This window comes from Streptomyces sp. NPDC006655 (genome assembly GCF_040703965.1).
In the GTDB taxonomy this organism is placed as follows: Bacteria; Actinomycetota; Actinomycetes; order Streptomycetales; family Streptomycetaceae; genus Streptomyces.
The window spans coordinates 16837-33742 of sequence record NZ_JBEYJU010000010.1; the positions used below are offsets into that span (position 1 = coordinate 16837).

A 16906-nucleotide genomic window follows, 5' to 3' on the forward strand; every position below is an offset into this window, starting at 1 on the left:
GGGGTGATCGGCCCGACGACGTGAGCGGAGGCGTCAGGTGGGCAGGCTGTGGGGAAGATCAGTGGGTGCGGACACCGAGGGCGGGGAGCACCACGGCGTCGATGTACCTCAGCAGGAAGGCCTGGGTGGGCGGTTCTTCGTCGATCAGCGAACGGGCGGCGAACCCGCCGATCATCATGTGCATCACGAAGTCGATCGCCGGGTTGTCCGCACGGACCTCGCCCCGGTCGATCGCCCGCTCCAGCACCCGGCGGAACTCGGCCATCTCGGGCTCGATCAGGTGTTCCTTGAACGCCGTCAGGAGTTCCGGGCTGCCGTGGATCGCCATGGCGAGCCCTCGCATGAGCGCGGAGTTCTGCTCCATCTGGCAGTCGTCCGAGCGCAGGGTGAGGGCGTGCAGGTCGCCGCGGAGGGAACCGGTGTCGACGTTCCCGAAGCCACCCGGCTTGTTGTGCCGCACCGCCTTGGCCACCAGCTCGGCCTTGCCGCCCCACTGGCGGTAGAGGGTGGCCTTGCTGGACTTGGTGCGGGCGGCGACGGCGTCCATGGTGAGGGCGTCGTAGCCGACCTCCCGGAGCAGTTCGAGCACGGCCTCGTACAGCTCGGCCTCGCGTTCGGGCGTGATGCGACTGCGACGCGCCGTTGCGACCTCAGTCATGCCACTCACCCTCCATTGCTCCATCGGTGTCTTCCCGCCTACACCACGAAGATACCCTGAGATCTATAGAAACGAAACCGTTTCGTACGTGTGCTCTCTCACGCTCTCTCCCGCTCTCTCCCGCCGGGCGCCGAATCCGTACGTCCTCACGAGTTGCTGCCCCACCCGGCCCGGAAAAGCATGGGGAGGTGAGCTATCTGCGCCTGCCGCATCTCCACGGCGACCTGTTGTGCTTCGTGGCCGAGGACGACCTCTGGCTGACCTCCCTCGACACCCCGGGCCGCGCCTGGCGGCTCACCGTCGACCGCACCAAGGTCGGCCATCCGCGTTTCTCCCCCGACGGCCGCCGGATCGCGTACACGAGCTGGCGCAGCCTGGTGCCCGAGATCCACCTGACCGACGTCGACGGCGGCCCCGGGCGGCAGCTGACGTACTGGGGCAGCGCGGACACCCGGGTGTGCGGCTGGACCCCGCCGGACGGCGAGGGCGGCGCCGACATCCTCGCGGTCGCCTCGCACGGCCAGCCGTTCTCCTACTTCACCTGGGCCTACAAGGTCTCCCCCGACGGCGACCCCGGGCGCAAGCTGCCCTGGGGCCCGGTCGCCGACATCCAGGTCGCCGACATCGCGGGCGAGCGCAGGACCCTGCTGCTCACCGGCACCCCGCCGCACGAACCGGCGGGCTGGAAGCGCTACCGGGGCGGTGCCACGGGCCGGCTGTGGCTGCACGGACAGCGACTGCTGGCCGGCATCGGGGGCCATCTGGACGCCCCGATGTTCGTCGGCGACCGGATCGTCTTCCTCTCCGACCACGAGGGCGTCGGCAACCTCTACTCCTGCGCCCACGACGGCTCCGACCTGCGCCGGCACACCGACCACGACGCCTTCTACGCCCGGCACGCCGCCAGCGACGGCAGCAGGGTGGTGTACCAGTGCGCGGGCGACCTGTGGCTCGTCGACGACCTCGCCCCGGGCGCGGAGCCGCGCAGGCTGGATGTGCGGCTGTCCGGGCCGCGCGCGGGCCGCCGCCCCTACCAGGTGCCGGCCGCCCAGCACGTCGACGGCGTCTCGGTCGACGAGACGGGGCGGGCCAGCGCCGTCGTCGTACGCGGCAGCCTGTACTGGCTCACCCACCGCGACGGCCCGGCGCGCACCATCGCGGACACCCCGGGGGTACGGGTACGGCTCCCGGAGATGCTCGGTTCCACCGGGCGGATCGCCTACGTCACGGACGCCGGGGGCGAGGACGCGATCGAGGTGGCCTCGCTGCCCCGGGCGAGCGGTGACCGTCCGCCGCGCCGGCTGGCCTCCGGGCGGCTGGGCCGGGTGCTCGAACTGGCCTCCGACCCGCTGGGCGAACGGCTGGCGGTGGCCTCGCACGACGGACGGCTGCTGCTGATCGACATGCCGGAGGACGAGGGCACCGAGGGGGCCGAGGCCTCCGTCGATCCCGCGGCCTCCGTCGATCCCGCCGACCCCGTTGATCCCGCGGCCCCCGTGGATCCCGCGGCCCCCGTGGATCCCGCGGCCCCCGTGGATTCCGCGGCCCCCGTGGATTCCATGGCCCCCGTCGAGTTGATCCACTCGCTCAACGGCCCCGTCCGCGATCTGGCCTTCTCGCCGGACGGATCATGGCTGACCTGGTCGCATCCGGGGATCGGCCGTACGTTGCGGCAGATCAAGATGGCCCGGATCAGCGACCGGCTCGTCATCGACGTCACCAACGGCCGCTTCGAGGACGAGAACCCGGTGTTCACGCGTGACGGCCGCTACCTCGCGTTCCTCTCCTGGCGCGGCTTCGACCCGGTGTACGACGTGCACACCGGCGACCTGTCCTTCCCGCTGGGCTGCCGCCCCTACCTGGTCCCGCTCTCCTCCGCGACCCCCTCCCCCTTCGCCCTCAGCCCGGACGGGCGGCCCGCCGCCGGCGGTCTGGACCCCGTCGAGGACGAGGAGCCCGGCGACGGCAGTACGGTGACGGTCGAGGTCGAGGGGCTGGAGAACCGGGTGACCCCGTTCCCGGTCGCCGCCTCCAAGTACTCCACCATGTACCCGGTCGCCGGCGGCGGTCTGGTCTGGCTGCGCTGGCCGATCTCGGGCGCGCTGGGCGAGACCTTCGCCAACCCCGCCGACACCAGCGGCCGCCCGACCCTGGAGTACTTCCACATCAGCAAGGCGAAGAAGGCCGAACTCGTCGACCACCTCGACTGGTTCAGCGTCAGCGGCGACGGCAGCCGGCTGGTCGTGGTCGACGAGGGCGAGCTGCGGGCCGTCCCGTCGACCGAGTCGGGCGACGGCGACACGACCGTCTGGATCGACCTGCGCCGCATCCTGCACGAGGTCGACCCGCCCGCCGAGTGGCGCCAGGCCTACGCCGAGGCCGGCCGCCTCATCCGCGACTACTTCTGGGACCCCGGCATGTGCGGCATCGACTGGGACGGGGTGCTGGACCAGTACCGTCCGCTGGTCGAACGGGTCGCCTCGCCCGACGAGTTCGCCGACCTGCTGCGCGAGGTCCTCGGCGAGCTGGGCACCTCGCACGCCTACGTCACCCCGGCCCGCCGCAACGAGGGCCCGCCGCACTACCAGCGCTTCCAGGGCCTGCTCGGCGCCAACTTCGCCCGGCGGGAGGGCGGCTGGACCGTCCAGCGGATCCTGCCCGGCGACTCCTCCGACTCCAAGGCGCGTTCCCCGCTCGCGGGCACCGGGATCCGCGAGGGCGCGGTGCTCACCCACGTGGACGGCAGGCCGGTGGATCCGGTGACCGGCCCCTATCCGCTGCTCGCGGGGGCGGCCGGTACGACGGTGGAGCTGACGTTCACCCCGGGCGAGGGCGAGCCGGGGCCGCCGCGCCGGGTCGCCGTACTCCCGCTGATCGACGAACGGCCGCTGCGCTACCAGGACTGGGTGGCCAAACGCCGTGAGGTGGTACGGGAGACGAGCGGCGGCAAGTGCGGCTACCTGCACATCCCGGACATGGGCGGTTCGGGCTGGGCCCAGTTCAACCGCGATCTGCGCGGGGAGGTCTCGCGGCCGGCGCTCATCGTCGACGTGCGCGGCAACGCGGGTGGGCACATCAGCGAACTCGTGGTGGAGAAACTCACCCGCACCATCCTCGGCTGGGACCTGACGAGGAACGCCCAGCCGGTGTCGTACGCCTCCAACGCCCCGCGCGGCCCGATCGTGGCGCTCACCGACGAGGCCACCTCCTCCGACGGCGACATGATCACGGCCGCGATCAGACTGCTCAGGCTCGGCCCGGTGGTCGGGCAGCGCACCTGGGGCGGTGTGGTCGGCATGACCGGGCGGCACCAACTGGGCGACGGCACGGTGATCACGGTGCCGATGAACGCGGCCTGGTTCGAGGAGTACGGCTGGTCCGTGGAGAACCACGGCGTCGCCCCCGACCGCGAGGTCCTGCGCACCCCGCTGGACTGGGCGGAGGGTCGCCATGTGGAGATGGACGAAGCGATCCAACTGGCCCTGGACCTGCTGACCGACCACCCGGCGGCGATCCCCCCGGACTACACCGAAACCCCCGACCGCTCCCGCCCCAAGCTCCCCCCGCGGCCGACGGCGACGTAGGCGACGCAGACGACGCAGACGACGCAGACGACGTGGAGCGCCGCTCGCAGCGCCGACAGCACGCGGGGCGGGGCGCCCTCCACGAAGAAGGGCGCCCCGCGCCTGCTGGCCGAGCCGAGTACGACGGCTACGCGTCGTAGTCCTGGGTGAACCGGTCCTGCATCTCCTGCTCGGTGTCGTCCATGGTCTGACGACCGCGCTCACGCGACTGCTGCCCGTGCTGCTGGGCCTGCTGCGCCTGCTGCGTGTGCTGGCCACGCTGCTGCGTCTGCTGGCCGGGCTGCTGCGCCTGCTGCCGGCCGTGCTGCTGGCCCTCGCGCGTCTTCTGCTTGGCCTGACCCTGCGTCTTGCCGGCCTTGTCCTTCATACCCATGTGGGTTCACTCCCGTGGAAAGTGAGGGGAATCGGCCCTCTGTGGGGCCTCGACCAGATTCACACGGGCCGACTACGCGCGCATGTCGATCAATGACGCTGCGTAGCGCGCACCTCCTCGTCGGCCGCCCCACCCGCACCGACGAGCCCCGTGCGCACCCCCTGCAAGCGGGGCGCGAACCGCTTCATCTCGCGCTGCCCGACCGTCCCGATGAGCGCCGGCAGGTAGCCGCGCACGCCCTGCATCCCGCGCAGCCACCACTGCCCGTACACGTGCGCAGAGCGCCGTTCGATCCCGGCGACCATCCGGTCCACCGCCGGACCCAGCGGGTACGTCTTGTTCGACGGCCACGGCAGCCGCTGTCGCAACTCCCGCATCACGTCGTCCTGGTCGGCGCCGCGCACCATGTCGGTGTCCGTCCACGACAGGTACGCGACGCCGACGCGCACGCCCTGGTGGCCCACCTCGGCGCGCAGACTGTGGGCGTACGCCTCCACACCCGACTTGGACGCGCAGTACGCGCTCATCATCGGCGCCGGTGTGATGGCGGCCAGCGAGGCTACCTGGAGCAGGTAGCCGCGGCTCTCCGTGAGCGCCGGCAGGAACGCCCGTGCCGTCACCGCCGAGCCGATCAGATTGACCTCGATCACCCGCCGCCAGGCCTCGGGGTCCGAGTCGGCGAACGGACCGCCGTTGGCCACCCCGGCGTTGGCCACCACGATGTCGACCTTGCCGAACCGCTCCCTGACCTCGGCCGCGACCCGGCTCATCGCCTCGTGGTCGGTGACGTCGGCGTACCAGTGGGCGCCTTCGGTGTGCAGCCGCCCGGCGGCCTCCTTCAGCGCCTCCTCCTCCAGCCCCACGAGCGCCACCGTCGCCCCGCGCGCGGAGAGCTTGCGGGCGAGCAACTCGCCGACCCCGCGCGCCGCTCCGGTGACGACCGCGACCTGTCCTTCGAGACCGACCCTGCTCATGAGCCCTCCGTGATCCGCTCGGGCGCCTCGGCGCCGGTGTCCGCCGTGGTGACCGTCACATACGTGGCGACGAGTTCCCGGATCTTTCCGTTGACCGGCTCCGGTGCCTCGACCGGCGTCATGTGGCCGATGCCGGGCAACTCGGTGAGGCCGAGGGAGTGCGGCAGCGCGGCGGCCAGCGTGTGGGCGTGCAACGGGGGCGTGAGCCGGTCGGCCGTACCGGTGAGGACCGCCGTGGGCACCCGCAACTCCCGTACGCCGGCGTCGAGGTCGAGTTCCGCGAGGACACCTGCCCAGGCATGCCGTACGGCGCGCGGGCAGGCGTGCACGATCCGTGCGCACGCGTCCACCATGTGCGGGGCGGAACCGGCGCCCATGGTGGCGTACTTGAGGATGCGCTTCGCGACGGGCGTGACCGGTCCGAGCGGGGCGCGCGACGCCAGTACGCCCGTCGTGAGCCGGGTGCGCAGGGCCCCGGCGCGCAACGGTATGACGAGCGCCTCCGCGATCAGCCGTGAACTCCCGGTGCTGCACAGCAGGACGGCGGCGGCGTGCTCCCGGAAGCGGGGACGCGCGGCGGCCGCCATGACCGTCATGCCGCCCATGGAGTGGCCGACGATCACGGCTTTCTCCCCGCGCGCGAGCGTCTCCGCCAGCACCGCTTCCAGGTCGTCCGCGAGTGCGCCGGTGGTGCACGCGGGGCTCGCGGGACTGCGTCCGTGGCCCCGCTGGTCGTAGGCGACGACCCGGTGGTCGACGGCGAGTTCCCGGATCTGCGCCGCCCAGAAGGCGGTGGAGCAGGTCCAGCCGTGGGCGAGGACGACGGGGGGCGCGTCCTCGGGGCCGTGCACCTCGACGTGCAGCCGGGCGCCGTCGGCGGAGAGGGCGGTGAGGTGCCGGGTGGGCCTGGGCGGGGCGTAGGGCCCGCTGGTCACATGGGGCGGCCGGCTCACGCGCCCACCTCCGCGCCTGACCTGGCCGCCTGCTCGCCGGCCTCGACTCCGGCCTGGTCGTCGGCCTGGTCGTCGGCCAGGGACGGGCGGATCACGTCGTACTCCGCCAGGTCCACGCGTTGGGTCGCGCGTCGGAACTCGGTCGTCGTGCCCGGCCAGATGGTGGTGTTGCGGCCGTTCGCGTCCAGGTACCAGCTGGTGCAGCCGCCGGTGTTCCAGACGGTGCGCTTCATCCGTTCCTGGACCTTGTCGTTCCAGGCGGCCACCGCACCGGGGCGCGCGTCGAGGGCGACCCGTCCGCCCAGGACCCGGAGCTGGCGCAGGTAGTCGGCCAGGTAGTTCAGCTGGGACTCGATCATGAGGATCATGGAGGAGTTCCCGAGGCCGGTGTTGGGTCCGATGATCGTCATCCAGTTCGGGAACCCGGCGGCCGAGGCACCGCGCAGCGCCTGCATGCCGTCCTTCCAGGTCTCCGCGAGGGTGCGTCCGTCGGCGCCGACGACCCGTTCCGCGATCGGCATGTCGGTGACGTGGAAGCCGGTGCCGAAGACGATCGCGTCGACCTCGGCGGTGCTGCCGTCGGCGGCGACCACCGTCGAGCCGCGGACCTCGGCGAGGCCGCTCGCCACCACGTCCACGTTCCGCCGCGCGAGCGCCGGATAGTAGGCGCTGGACAGCAGGATGCGCTTGCAGCCGATGCGGTAGTCCGGGGTGAGTTTCGCCCGCAGCTCGGGGTCCTTGACGGCGCGGGCCATGTTGCGCAGGGCGAGCTTCTCGACCAGGCCGAGTTCGTCGGGGTGCTTGGTGAACGCCTGGACCTGGAGTTCCCGGATGCCCCACAGGAACCCGCGCCGGGCCCGGGTGGTGAAGGGCAGCGCCCGGTGCAGCCCGCGTTCGGCGGCGCCGATGGCGCGGTCCACGCGGGGCAGCACCCAGGGCGGGGTGCGCTGGAAGAGAGTGAGGCGGGCGACCTCGGGCTGGATCGCGGGCACGATCTGGATGGCGGAGGCACCGGTGCCGACCATGGCGACCCGCTTGCCGCGCAGGTCGTAGTCGTGGTTCCAGCGGGCCGAGTGGAAGACCTCGCCCTCGAAGGAGTCCAGGCCCGGGACCGCGGGGATCTTCGGGTCGGAGAGCGGGCCGGTGGCGGAGACGACGACGTCGGCGGAGAAGGTGCCGGCGGCCGTCTCGATGTCCCAGCGCAACTGCCGCGTGTCCCAGGCCATCCGCCGCACCTCGGCGTCGAAGCGCAGGTGGGGCCGGAGTCCGAAGGTGTCGGCGACATGCTCCAGGTAGGCGCGGATGTGTTCCTGACCGGAGAAGGTGCGCGGCCAGTCGGGGTTCGGGGCGAAGGAGAAGGAGTACAGGTGGGACGGCACGTCGCAGGCGCACCCCGGATAGCTGTTGTCCCGCCAGGTGCCGCCGACGCTGCCCGCGCGCTCCAGGACGACGAAGTCGGTGACCCCCTCCCGGCGCAACCGTACGGCCGCGCCCAGTCCGCCGAAACCGGACCCGATCACCGCCACCCGTACATGCTCGTGCTGGGCCATCCCGGAGCCTCCACACCTCGACCGCGATTACGCCAGTAATCACTGGCGCAGTCGCACTCTAGGGCAGCTCCGTACTGATGGGTAGGGGCCGCACGGAAGACGTTCACATCAGCGGCTCAGCCGCGGGTACCGGCGGTACAACATAGGCTGCGCCCGTGGCAGACGACGACGGACCGCGCGAGTACCGCATGGAGGAGCTGGCGAGAAGGGCCGGCATCACCGTGCGCACCCTGCGCTTCTACCGCGAACGCAAGCTGCTCGCCCCGCCCCGCCGTGAGGGCCGTATCGCCTGGTACGACGACCACCACCTGGCCCGGCTGCGCACCATCTCGGCACTCCTGGAGCGCGGCCACACCCTCAACGGCATCGCCGAACTGGCGGAGGCCCTCGACCACGGCCGGGACGTGGCCGACCTGCTGGGCGTCGACACCCCCAGCGAGGAGGAGCCGGTCCGCCTGACGCCCGAGGAACTCGCCGCCCGCTTCGAGGGCGAGGTCACCCCGGAGAACCTCGCCGCCGCCATGGACCTCGGCTACCTGGGCACCGACGGCGACGACATCGTCCACATCAGCCGCCGCCTCCTCGACGCCTCCTCGGCCCTGGTCCGCGAGGGCCTCCCGCTGGCCGAGGTGCTGGCGGCCGGCCGCAGCGTACGCGAACACGCCGACGCCCTCGCCGACCTCTTCGCCCGGCTCGTCCTGCGCCACGGCCCCGAGGAGGACCTGGCCCGCCTGCGCCCGCTGGCCCGCAGCGTGGTGGAGGCGGAGGTCTCCCTGGCCCTGGACCGCAGGCTGCGGAAACATGGCTAGATCGCCGACCGCAGGGACTCACTCCTTCGGGGTACTTTCCGGAGACTGTCCCTCGGAATGATGTTCGTGCTCCGAGAGTGAGCCGAAAGGCCCCGGCGGCTGTGCGACCAGCCCCGGGGTACGGCCGACTCTGCCTAGGAGCGTCGACGTGCCCTAGTCCTCAAGCACCTCCTTCCGCCCCGTTCCCTCTTCGCCGTACCGAGCGACCAAGAGCTCTTGCCGCGTTGCGCCTCAGCTGTCTCACCAGCGTGACGACCTCACCGGACCGGCAGCGTGCGGTCATTCAGCTCACCGCAGAGCGACTCGGTTTCGATCTCGTGGCCGAGGCTTCGGACCTCGGCGTCTCGGCCCGTCGGACGACACCGTTCGAGAGGCCCGCTCTCTCGTCCTGGCTGCTACGGCCGCAGGCATTCGAAGCGATCGTCTGGTCCCACGTGGATCGTGCCGTGCGCTCCGTGGCCCACATGGCCGAACTGCTCGCCTGGGGGCGGCGGCACGGGCGGACGTTCGTCTTCGGTATGCCCGAGACCGGTCCCCCTCTCGTCGTGACACCGCAGGCGAACGGTTCGGCTGTCCGGCAGTGCATGGCCCTCGCCCACGATGCCGAGCAGGAGGCGCGCACCATCTCCGCCCGGCTCAGCAGCAGCCATGAAGCGCTGCGGACAGCGGGCCGATACGGCGGCGGGCTGGTCCCGTTCGGATACCGGAAGGCACCGCATCCCTCGGGCAGCGGGTGGTGCCTGGCCCCCGACCCCGAATCCGCCGCCGCCGTTCACATGATGGTGGCTGCCGTGCACGAAGGACGTTCCCTGATCGCCATCGCACGCGAACTGAACGATTCGGAGGTACTGGTACCCCGCGACCGACACGCCCGGCTTCATGGCCGCCCGACGGGCGGGCATCGACACGGACGGGAATTCGAGCGGTTCCGGTGGACTTCGGGGACTCTGTCCAAGGTCCTGCGGAGCCCGTCACTGGCGGGGCACCGGACACATGGCGGGCAGACGGTCCGCGACGCACACGGCAGCCCGGTACTCGTCGGTCAGCCGCTGCTCTCCGAGGAGGAGTTCCGAGCCTTGCAGGACATCCTGGCGGCCCGTTCCAACGGCACTCGCCGGCCGAGAAGCCGGACAACCGCCCTGCTCACCGGCATCGCGCATTGCGCAGGCTGCGAAGGGCGCATGTGCTTCGCCGCACGCAAGGGCTATCCGTACGGCGGCTACGTGTGCCGCGCGACAGCACGCGGCGACATCTGTCCCCGCCCCACCGGAATCCGCTCTGACTGGCTCGACGAGTACGCCGTCAACCGCTACCGCGAGGCGTTCGGCACGGCCGGTGAGGTGACGCGGGAACAGTTGCTCAGGGACGGAGTGCGCGTCAGCGTCGGCAAGGGGCGCTCGGGTGGCGGATCTGACCGGTCGGCCGGGCCCGACACCTCACGCCTGACCTTCACCTCCGCCTGACGGCCCACCTCGGCTCACGTCTCGAAGACCACCGTTACAGGAGCGTGATCCGACCACCGCTCCTCATGACTGGCCGCCCGCTCCACGAACGCCTTGACGGCGCGGGCCGCCAGTCCAGGGGTCGCCACGGCGAGGTCGATCCTCCATCCTGAATCGTTGTCGAACGCCCGGCCCCGATACGACCACCAGGTGTACGGGCCCTCCATGTCCGGGTGGAGAGCGCGTACGACGTCGACGTAGCCGGCGTCGGCCGGGTCCAGGACGGTGCCGAGCCACTCCCGTTCCTCCGGGAGGAAGCCGGAGTTCTTGGTGTTGCCGCGCCAGTTCTTCAGGTCGGCCTGCTGGTGGGCGATGTTCCAGTCGCCGCAGACCACTACCTCGCGCCCGTCGGCGGCGGCCCGTACGCGCAGTTCCTTCAGGTGGGCGTGGAACTCGCCCATGAAGCGCACCTTCTCGTCCTGCCGCTCGGTGCCGACCTCGCCGGAGGGGAGGTAGAGGGAGGCGACGGTGACACCGGGGAGGTCGGCCTCGACGTAGCGCCCGCTCGCGTCGAACTCGTCCGACCCGAAGCCGATCCGCACCGCGTCCGGCTCACGCCGGGTGTACAGGGAGACGCCCGCGCGCCCCTTGGCCGCCGCGGGGGCGTGCACGACGTGCCAGCCGCCGGGCGCGCGCACCTCTTCCGGGAGCTGCTGCGGTTCCGCGCGCACCTCCTGGAGGCAGAGCACGTCCGCGGAGGTCTCCGCGAGCCACTCCACGAAGCCCTTCTTCGCGGCGGCACGCAGCCCGTTCACATTCACCGAGGTCACAGTCAGCACGCGGGAACGATACCGGCACACTGGACGGAGTCCCGACGCCCACCGCGCCGCCCGATCGCGCGCCTGTACGAATCTACGATGCTGCTCATGAACATACGCCGCGTTGCCTTCGACCACCCCGACGCCGTCAAGCTCAACGACGAGGTCCAGGCCGAGTACCACGTCCGCTACGGCGACGGTGGCGACGCCACGGCCGTCGACGCCTCCGACTTCCGACCGCCGAACGGGGTCTACCTGATCGCGTACGACGAGTCCGGCCGCCCGGTGGCCACCGGCGGCTGGCGCAGCCAGGACGCGAACGACGAGGGCAACGAGGACGGCGACGCCGAGCTCAAGCGCATGTTCGTCGTCGAGGAGATGCGCGGCCGGGGCCTGGCCCGCCGGATCCTCACGGCCCTGGAGGACGACGCCCGCGCGGCCGGCCGGCTGCGCATGGTCCTGGAGACCGGCACCAAGCAGCCGGAGGCCATCGCCCTGTACACCTCCAGCGGCTACGCCCCGTGCACCAAGTTCGGCTACTACCGCCACTACGAGTCGAGCCGCTGCTTCGCGAAGGACCTGCGCGGGGTTCTGTAGGGACGTACGGGCGTCAGGTGCGCACCGCGTACAGGAAGCCGTCCTCGCTGCCCACGTACACGGTGCCGTCGACGACCACCGGCGTCGAGCACACCTCCCCGCCGGTCTCCAGCCGCCAGCGTTCCTCGCCGGTGGCCGCGTCCAGCGCCCAGAGCGACATGTCCTCGCTGCCGATGTAGACGGTCCCGTCCGCAACCGCCGGCGAGGACTGGCGAGCGGCTCCGGTCTCCTGCTTCCAGCGTGTCTTCCCCGTGGCGGCGTCCACGGCCCACAGGTACCAGCCGTTGCTGCCCATGTACACGGTCCCGTCGACGACCGCGGGCGTGGACCACGTCGGGTCGCCGAAGCGCCGCTCCCAGCGTTCCGTGCCGTCGACGGCGTCGAGCGCGATCAGGCCGTGGTGACCGCCGATGTAGACGGTGCCGTCGGCCACCACCGGTGAGGTGTGGGGGGAGGAGTAGGTCTTGACGTCCCAGACCGTGGTCCCCGTGGCGGCGTCCACCGCCCACAGGGAGTCCCGGGGGTGGCAGACGTAGACCCGGCCGTCGGCCACGGCGGGGGTGGTGAAGTGCTCGTAGGTGCCCGGCCAGCGCGGTACGAGCCTGCGCTTCCAGCGTTTGCGGCCGGTGGCGACGTCCACGGCCCAGAGGATTCCGTTCCCGCCGGCCGTGTACACCGTGCCGTCGGCCACCGCGGGCCGGGTGCGGTCCACGTAGTCGGTCACCCGCTCCCACCGCACGCGACCGGTGGCCGCGTCCACGGCCAGCAGCCGCTTCCCTCTGACGATGTACAGGCTGCCGTCGACGACCACCGGTGACGAGTCCCGGAGGTGGGGAGAATCCAGTCGCCACTGTTCCCGGCCCGTGGCGGCGTCCAGCGCCAGCAGGCCGTCGTAGGTGGTCTGGTACACGACGCCGTCGGCCACGGCCGGGGTGAGGTGGCCCGCGCCCGGGGCCGGGACCCGCCAGCGCACGCTGCCGCCGACCGGGCCGGGGCCTGGCGGAGCGGATCCCCTGCGGGTGCCCCTGCGCTCCGGGTGGGCGGAGGCGGCGCGCCGGTCATCGGCGGGTGCTTCGCCCGGCCGGTGGGCCCGTACGGCGTAGAGGTGCTCGTCGAGGCTGTCGATGTACACGGTGCCCCCGCTCACCAGAGGCGTGGAGTGCACCGGCCCGGTGGTCCTGACCTTCCACCGGGCCTCGCCCGTGGCCGCGTCCACCGCCCACAGACGCCCGTCGTGGCTTCCCGCATACACCGTGCCGTCGGCGACCGCGGGCGTCTCGTGGATCTCACCGCGGGTCTTCAGCCGCCACCTCTCCCGGCCGGTTTCGGCGTCCATCGCGACCAGGTACCAGCCTTTGACACCGGCGACCACGACGCCCTCGGCCACCGCGGGGCTCGCCCACACCGTCTCGCCGGAGAACATCCGCCAGCGTTCCGCACCCGTCGCCGCGTCCAGCGCGACCAGGCCTTCGCCATTGCCCACGTACACGCCGGTGCCGGCGACCGTCGGCGGCCGCGGAACGCCGCCGTGGGGACGGACGTCCCACCGCCTGCTTCCGGTGGCCGCGTCCAGGGCCAGCAGATGCCCGCCGTCGGCCGCGTACAGGACTCCGTCGGCCACCGTCGGCGTGTTCCGGACGGTGCCGGCGTCCGTCAGTCCGACGTCCCACACCGGCCGGACGGTGACCGCGTCGACGGCCCACATCCTGTTGTGGTGTGCGGCATACACGATGTGGTCGGATACCGCCGGCATCGACATCTTCGACCCGCGCGACCGGCGCGCATTCCACTTCCACCGCACGTCGCCGGTCACCGCGTCCACCGCCGTCAGACGGCCGGCCATGTCGGCGAAGTACACGGCGCCATCGGCGGCCACCGGCGACGATTCGATGCCGGTTTCGTTCCGCAGGGTCCAACGCCGCTCCCCGGTGCCCGCGTCGACGGCCACCACGTCGTAGTAGTCAGCGAGTACGTAGACGGCGCCGTCGGCCATCGCCGGGGTGTGGTAAAGCACGCCCCCGCCCGGGACCCTCCACAGCGTTCTGTCGTCGACCTCGAGATCGGCCATCGCGCCCCCTCCCCACGCCCTGTGCGTCCTGTCGTGCCGGCCGAGTGCCTCGCGGGCGGCCGACCGCACCACGCGAGGCGGCCACCCGTCGAACCCTGACATGTCGCCTTTGAGGAGCGCAACGCGAAATGGCCTGATCCCGCAGGGCGTTGGCGGCTGGCTATCGGTCGTTCTGTCGGTCGGCCGGGGGGACGGTGGTGCCGGGGGCAGGTTGTGCCCTCCCTGTCACCGGCCGGCGAGGGGGAGGCCGACGGCTCCGCGGGCGTGTCCGACGATCAGGTCGGGCCCCGCGACGGCCAGACAGGTGGGCGCCAGGTCGAGGGCGATGTGCCGCACCGTGCCGGTCTCCGGTTCCCACACCCGCAGGCGCCCGAGGCTGCTGCCGACGGCCAGGACGCGGCGCCCGTCGGGCAGCGTGGCGGCGGTCATGACCGGGAGACCTGCGGTGCCCGTCGAGGCGGGCAGGGGGTCGCCGGCCGGGTCTCCGGTGGCGAGGTCCCACAGCCTGACCACGCCCAGGTCGTCCGTGGTGGCCAGCAGCGTGCCGTCCGGTGCGGGTACGGCCGCCACGGCTGCCACCCGGTGAACGGCACCGCCGAGGGCGCGTCCGCTCAACTGCACGGCCGCCCCCCGCTCCCAGGGGTCGCCGACGGCCGGGTCCCACACGTGGACGCCGCCCCCCGGTGTCCGCGGCGACGACCAGCGTATGGCCGACGGAGATCGGGACGGCGGTGATCGACCGGATCGGGCTGCCGTACGGGTTGAGGCTCCCGACGGCCTCGCCGGTGACCGGGCCCCACAACCGGACCGCGCCTCGGGAGGTGGCGGTGACGAGCAGGGTCCGGCCGTCGGGGACGGTCGCGGCACACATACCGACCACCTCACCGGGCGTGCTGCCGACCCGTTCGCGGACCGGCTGCCCGGTGCCGGGATCCCACAGGACGACCGTCCCCGTCCCGCCCCCGGCGGCCAGGAGGGCGCGGCCGTCGGGCAGGGGCAGGACCGCCAGCGAGCGGATACGGTCGGGACACCCCGGCAGCGGGCCGTGGACCATCCTGCCGTCGGCCGGATCCCACAGACACACCGCGCCCCGGTCCCCCCTCGCCGGCACCGGCACTGGCACCGGCACCGGCACCGGCGACGAGTGCGGCCTGACCGGGCCAGGACACGGCCGTGAGCGCGTCGACGCCTCCGACGGGGACAGGCGCGGGGTCGGGTGCGGAGTCCGAGAACTCCGTCAGGTGGCCCCAGATCGTGCCGTCGGCCGTGACCAGCGCCTTCCCGTCCCGCCGAAGCCGGGTCGGCACTGCACGCGTGGGGGCGTCCTTCGCCGGCACCGCGGCGGGAGCCGGAAGGCCGGCGGCCGTCCGCTCCGCCGTGGGGTGGTTCTGAGGGTGCGCACCGTCCGGGTTCTCCGCCAGGCCGTCCGCGATCGTCCAGGTACGTTCGCAGTCCCAGCAGCGGAAGTATCCGGTGAGCAGCATCAGTTCACGAGCCCGCGCCCGCCCCGCCCGCCCCGCCTGCCCCGCCTGCCCTGCCTGCCCCGCCTGCCCCGGGGCGCCGTCGGCCGCGACCAGGCCGGCCACCAGGCCGGCCACCAGGCCGGCCACCAGGCACAGGGCGGCACGACCCGGCGTCGCGGGGTGTACGCCGGCCGCCGCGACGTCGCGTGCCACCCGCAGGAAGGGCTCCCACCCCTCCCCCAGCGACTCCTCGCGCAACGCGGTGGCGACCGCGCCCCAAGGGTGCTCCCCCGGACGGACCAGAACGGCTCCTGTCAGCCGCGGAGCCTCAAGGGGCGGACGCACCGGGTCCACGAAGAAGCCGGGGATCTCGGTGTCGCTCCCGCACCCGGGGCACAGCAGCCCGAGGTACCCCTCCTGCGGTTCGAGGGACCACAGCGCGGTGCCCATGTGATGACCGGCGAAGGCGAGGCAGCTCAGGGCGAGGGAGGTACGGGCCTCCGCCGGGGCGTCGGTGGCGAGGAGGCTCCGTACGGCCGCCTGTTCGGCCAGCAGGAGTGCGGCGCCGAAGCCCTCCTGGAGATCGGCCGGGACGGGGGGCCTGTCCTCCGCGGTCACGATGAGCCCCATGTCCACCCAGAGATCCACGGTCCGGTCCGGGGGCAGGTCCGCTGCCGCCGCTATGAGGTGGGGCAGGGCCGCATAGGCTCCGTCGAAGACGGTTCCGTCCTCGATGAGGCCCTCGGCCAGGTCCTTCCAGGCGCCCGGCCACGCGTCGCCGCTTCCGGTGGCACCGTCGGACGCCATGTCCTCCAGAAGCGCTCTCACCTCGTCGGCTGACACACCGTCGAGTTCACGCCAACGAGGGCTGTGCAGGGGCAGTTTCGGGATCACCGGGTGCTGCTCGCAATCAGCGGGAGACGGGCAGGGTGTCGCAGTCCGTCGCGGATCATCATCTGGTCGACGACAACGGCCGTGGAACGGGGCACGATCCAATCCAGGGTGGGCAGGGCGGCGTCCCCGCCGTCGAGAACGACGACCTGCGCGGCGAGCCGACGGGCACGGGGGCGGTTCGGACGCCTCCGCGAGCGCGGCCAGGGCGCGGGCCCGGGTCGCGGGGTGGGCGATCGAGTGGGCGAGGGTCTCGGCCCGGTCCGGGTCGCCGTGCCGGGCCCGTTCCTGGACGACCGCCACCAGTGCCTCGTCCTGCGCCCAGCGGTCGTCGCTCCGCTTGCCGTCTCAGGAACAGCGCGTGCCCCCACCGGGCCAACCCGTCCGGCATACGCATCGCTCCCCGCCGACTCCGCCGACAGCCGCCGCCGTCCCACCTCTGTCCCGCCCCGAACAGGGCGCGGGTTCGACCGGACCCCGGAAACGACGAAGATCCCGACCGATCATGAAGATCGACGGGATCTCGTCAACCGCCCCCGAGCGAACTCGAGAACAGGTGTGCAGTGGACCTGAGGGGATTCGAACCCCTGGCCCCCTCGATGCGAACGAGGTGCGCTACCGGACTGCGCCACAGGCCCTTGCAACGAGTGAAACTCTAGCATCCCCGTCGGGGTGCTTGGAAATCCGTGCCCTGACTGGTCAGGGCCGGGGTCCCGGGGGAGCCTC

At 72.4% G+C, this 16906-nt stretch carries 13 protein-coding genes and 1 tRNA gene; 4 read left to right on the plus strand and 10 right to left on the minus strand.

Features of this window, described 5'->3' with window-relative positions:
• Positions 1–58: 58 nt before the first annotated feature.
• Positions 59–658 carry a TetR/AcrR family transcriptional regulator gene (locus tag AB0958_RS08210; protein ID WP_366889525.1) on the minus strand — a complete coding sequence of 200 codons (600 nt, stop codon included), beginning with the start codon at positions 656–658 and terminating at the stop codon, positions 59–61.
• A 188-nt stretch (positions 659–846) separates the two neighbouring features.
• On the opposite strand from AB0958_RS08210, the gene AB0958_RS08215 reads away from it, so the two are divergent.
• Complete coding sequence (locus tag AB0958_RS08215; protein WP_366889526.1) at positions 847–4242, plus strand: S41 family peptidase; 3396 nt, start codon at positions 847–849, stop codon at positions 4240–4242.
• A gap of 127 nt (positions 4243–4369) precedes the next feature.
• Here the strand turns inward: AB0958_RS08215 and AB0958_RS08220 are convergent, their stop codons facing one another.
• The 4 genes from AB0958_RS08220 to AB0958_RS08235 all read right to left on the minus strand — a co-directional run bounded on the left by AB0958_RS08220 (position 4370) and on the right by AB0958_RS08235 (position 8092).
• Entirely contained in the window at positions 4370–4615 is a 246-nt protein-coding gene (locus tag AB0958_RS08220; protein WP_366889527.1) for a hypothetical protein, read from the minus strand.
• 89 nt (positions 4616–4704) lie between these two features.
• Positions 4705–5589, minus strand: a complete 885-nt coding sequence (locus AB0958_RS08225) for an SDR family oxidoreductase (protein WP_366889528.1) — start codon at positions 5587–5589, stop codon at positions 4705–4707.
• Positions 5586–6542: an alpha/beta hydrolase gene (locus tag AB0958_RS08230; protein WP_366889529.1), complete on the minus strand. Its 957-nt coding sequence runs from the start codon at positions 6540–6542 to the stop codon at positions 5586–5588. Before AB0958_RS08230 ends, AB0958_RS08225 begins: the two co-directional genes overlap by 4 nt.
• On the minus strand, positions 6539–8092 hold the full coding sequence (locus AB0958_RS08235) for an NAD(P)/FAD-dependent oxidoreductase (RefSeq protein ID WP_366889530.1): 1554 nt from the start codon (positions 8090–8092) through the stop codon (positions 6539–6541). Before AB0958_RS08235 ends, AB0958_RS08230 begins: the two co-directional genes overlap by 4 nt.
• A gap of 188 nt (positions 8093–8280) precedes the next feature.
• Between AB0958_RS08235 and AB0958_RS08240 the strand changes: the two genes are divergently transcribed.
• Both AB0958_RS08240 and AB0958_RS08245 read left to right on the plus strand, forming a co-directional pair.
• On the plus strand, positions 8281–8901 hold the full coding sequence (locus AB0958_RS08240; RefSeq protein ID WP_366889653.1) for a MerR family transcriptional regulator: 621 nt from the start codon (positions 8281–8283) through the stop codon (positions 8899–8901).
• Positions 8902–9149: 248 nt separating this feature from the next.
• Entirely contained in the window at positions 9150–10364 is a 1215-nt protein-coding gene (locus AB0958_RS08245) for a recombinase family protein (protein ID WP_366889531.1), read from the plus strand.
• 14 nt (positions 10365–10378) lie between these two features.
• Here AB0958_RS08245 and AB0958_RS08250 read toward each other — a convergent pair whose 3' ends face one another.
• Complete coding sequence (locus AB0958_RS08250; RefSeq protein WP_366889532.1) at positions 10379–11182, minus strand: exodeoxyribonuclease III; 804 nt, start codon at positions 11180–11182, stop codon at positions 10379–10381.
• Between the two features lie 87 nt (positions 11183–11269).
• Between AB0958_RS08250 and AB0958_RS08255 the strand changes: the two genes are divergently transcribed.
• A complete protein-coding gene (locus tag AB0958_RS08255) occupies positions 11270–11758 on the plus strand; it encodes a GNAT family N-acetyltransferase (RefSeq protein WP_366889533.1) in 489 nt (162 codons plus the stop codon).
• A 13-nt stretch (positions 11759–11771) separates the two neighbouring features.
• On the opposite strand, the gene AB0958_RS08260 is transcribed toward AB0958_RS08255, so the two are convergent.
• From AB0958_RS08260 to AB0958_RS08275, 4 genes are all read right to left on the minus strand, one after another.
• On the minus strand, positions 11772–13826 hold the full coding sequence (locus tag AB0958_RS08260; RefSeq protein ID WP_366889534.1) for a PQQ-binding-like beta-propeller repeat protein: 2055 nt from the start codon (positions 13824–13826) through the stop codon (positions 11772–11774).
• Positions 13827–14051: 225 nt separating this feature from the next.
• Positions 14052–14492, minus strand: a complete 441-nt coding sequence (locus AB0958_RS08265) for a hypothetical protein (protein WP_366889535.1) — start codon at positions 14490–14492, stop codon at positions 14052–14054.
• 215 nt (positions 14493–14707) lie between these two features.
• Positions 14708–16096, minus strand: coding sequence for a hypothetical protein (locus tag AB0958_RS08270; protein WP_366889536.1), 1389 nt, complete (start codon positions 16094–16096; stop codon positions 14708–14710).
• Between the two features lie 648 nt (positions 16097–16744).
• Positions 16745–16818, minus strand: a tRNA-Ala gene (locus tag AB0958_RS08275).
• Between the last annotated feature and the right edge of the window lie 88 nt (positions 16819–16906).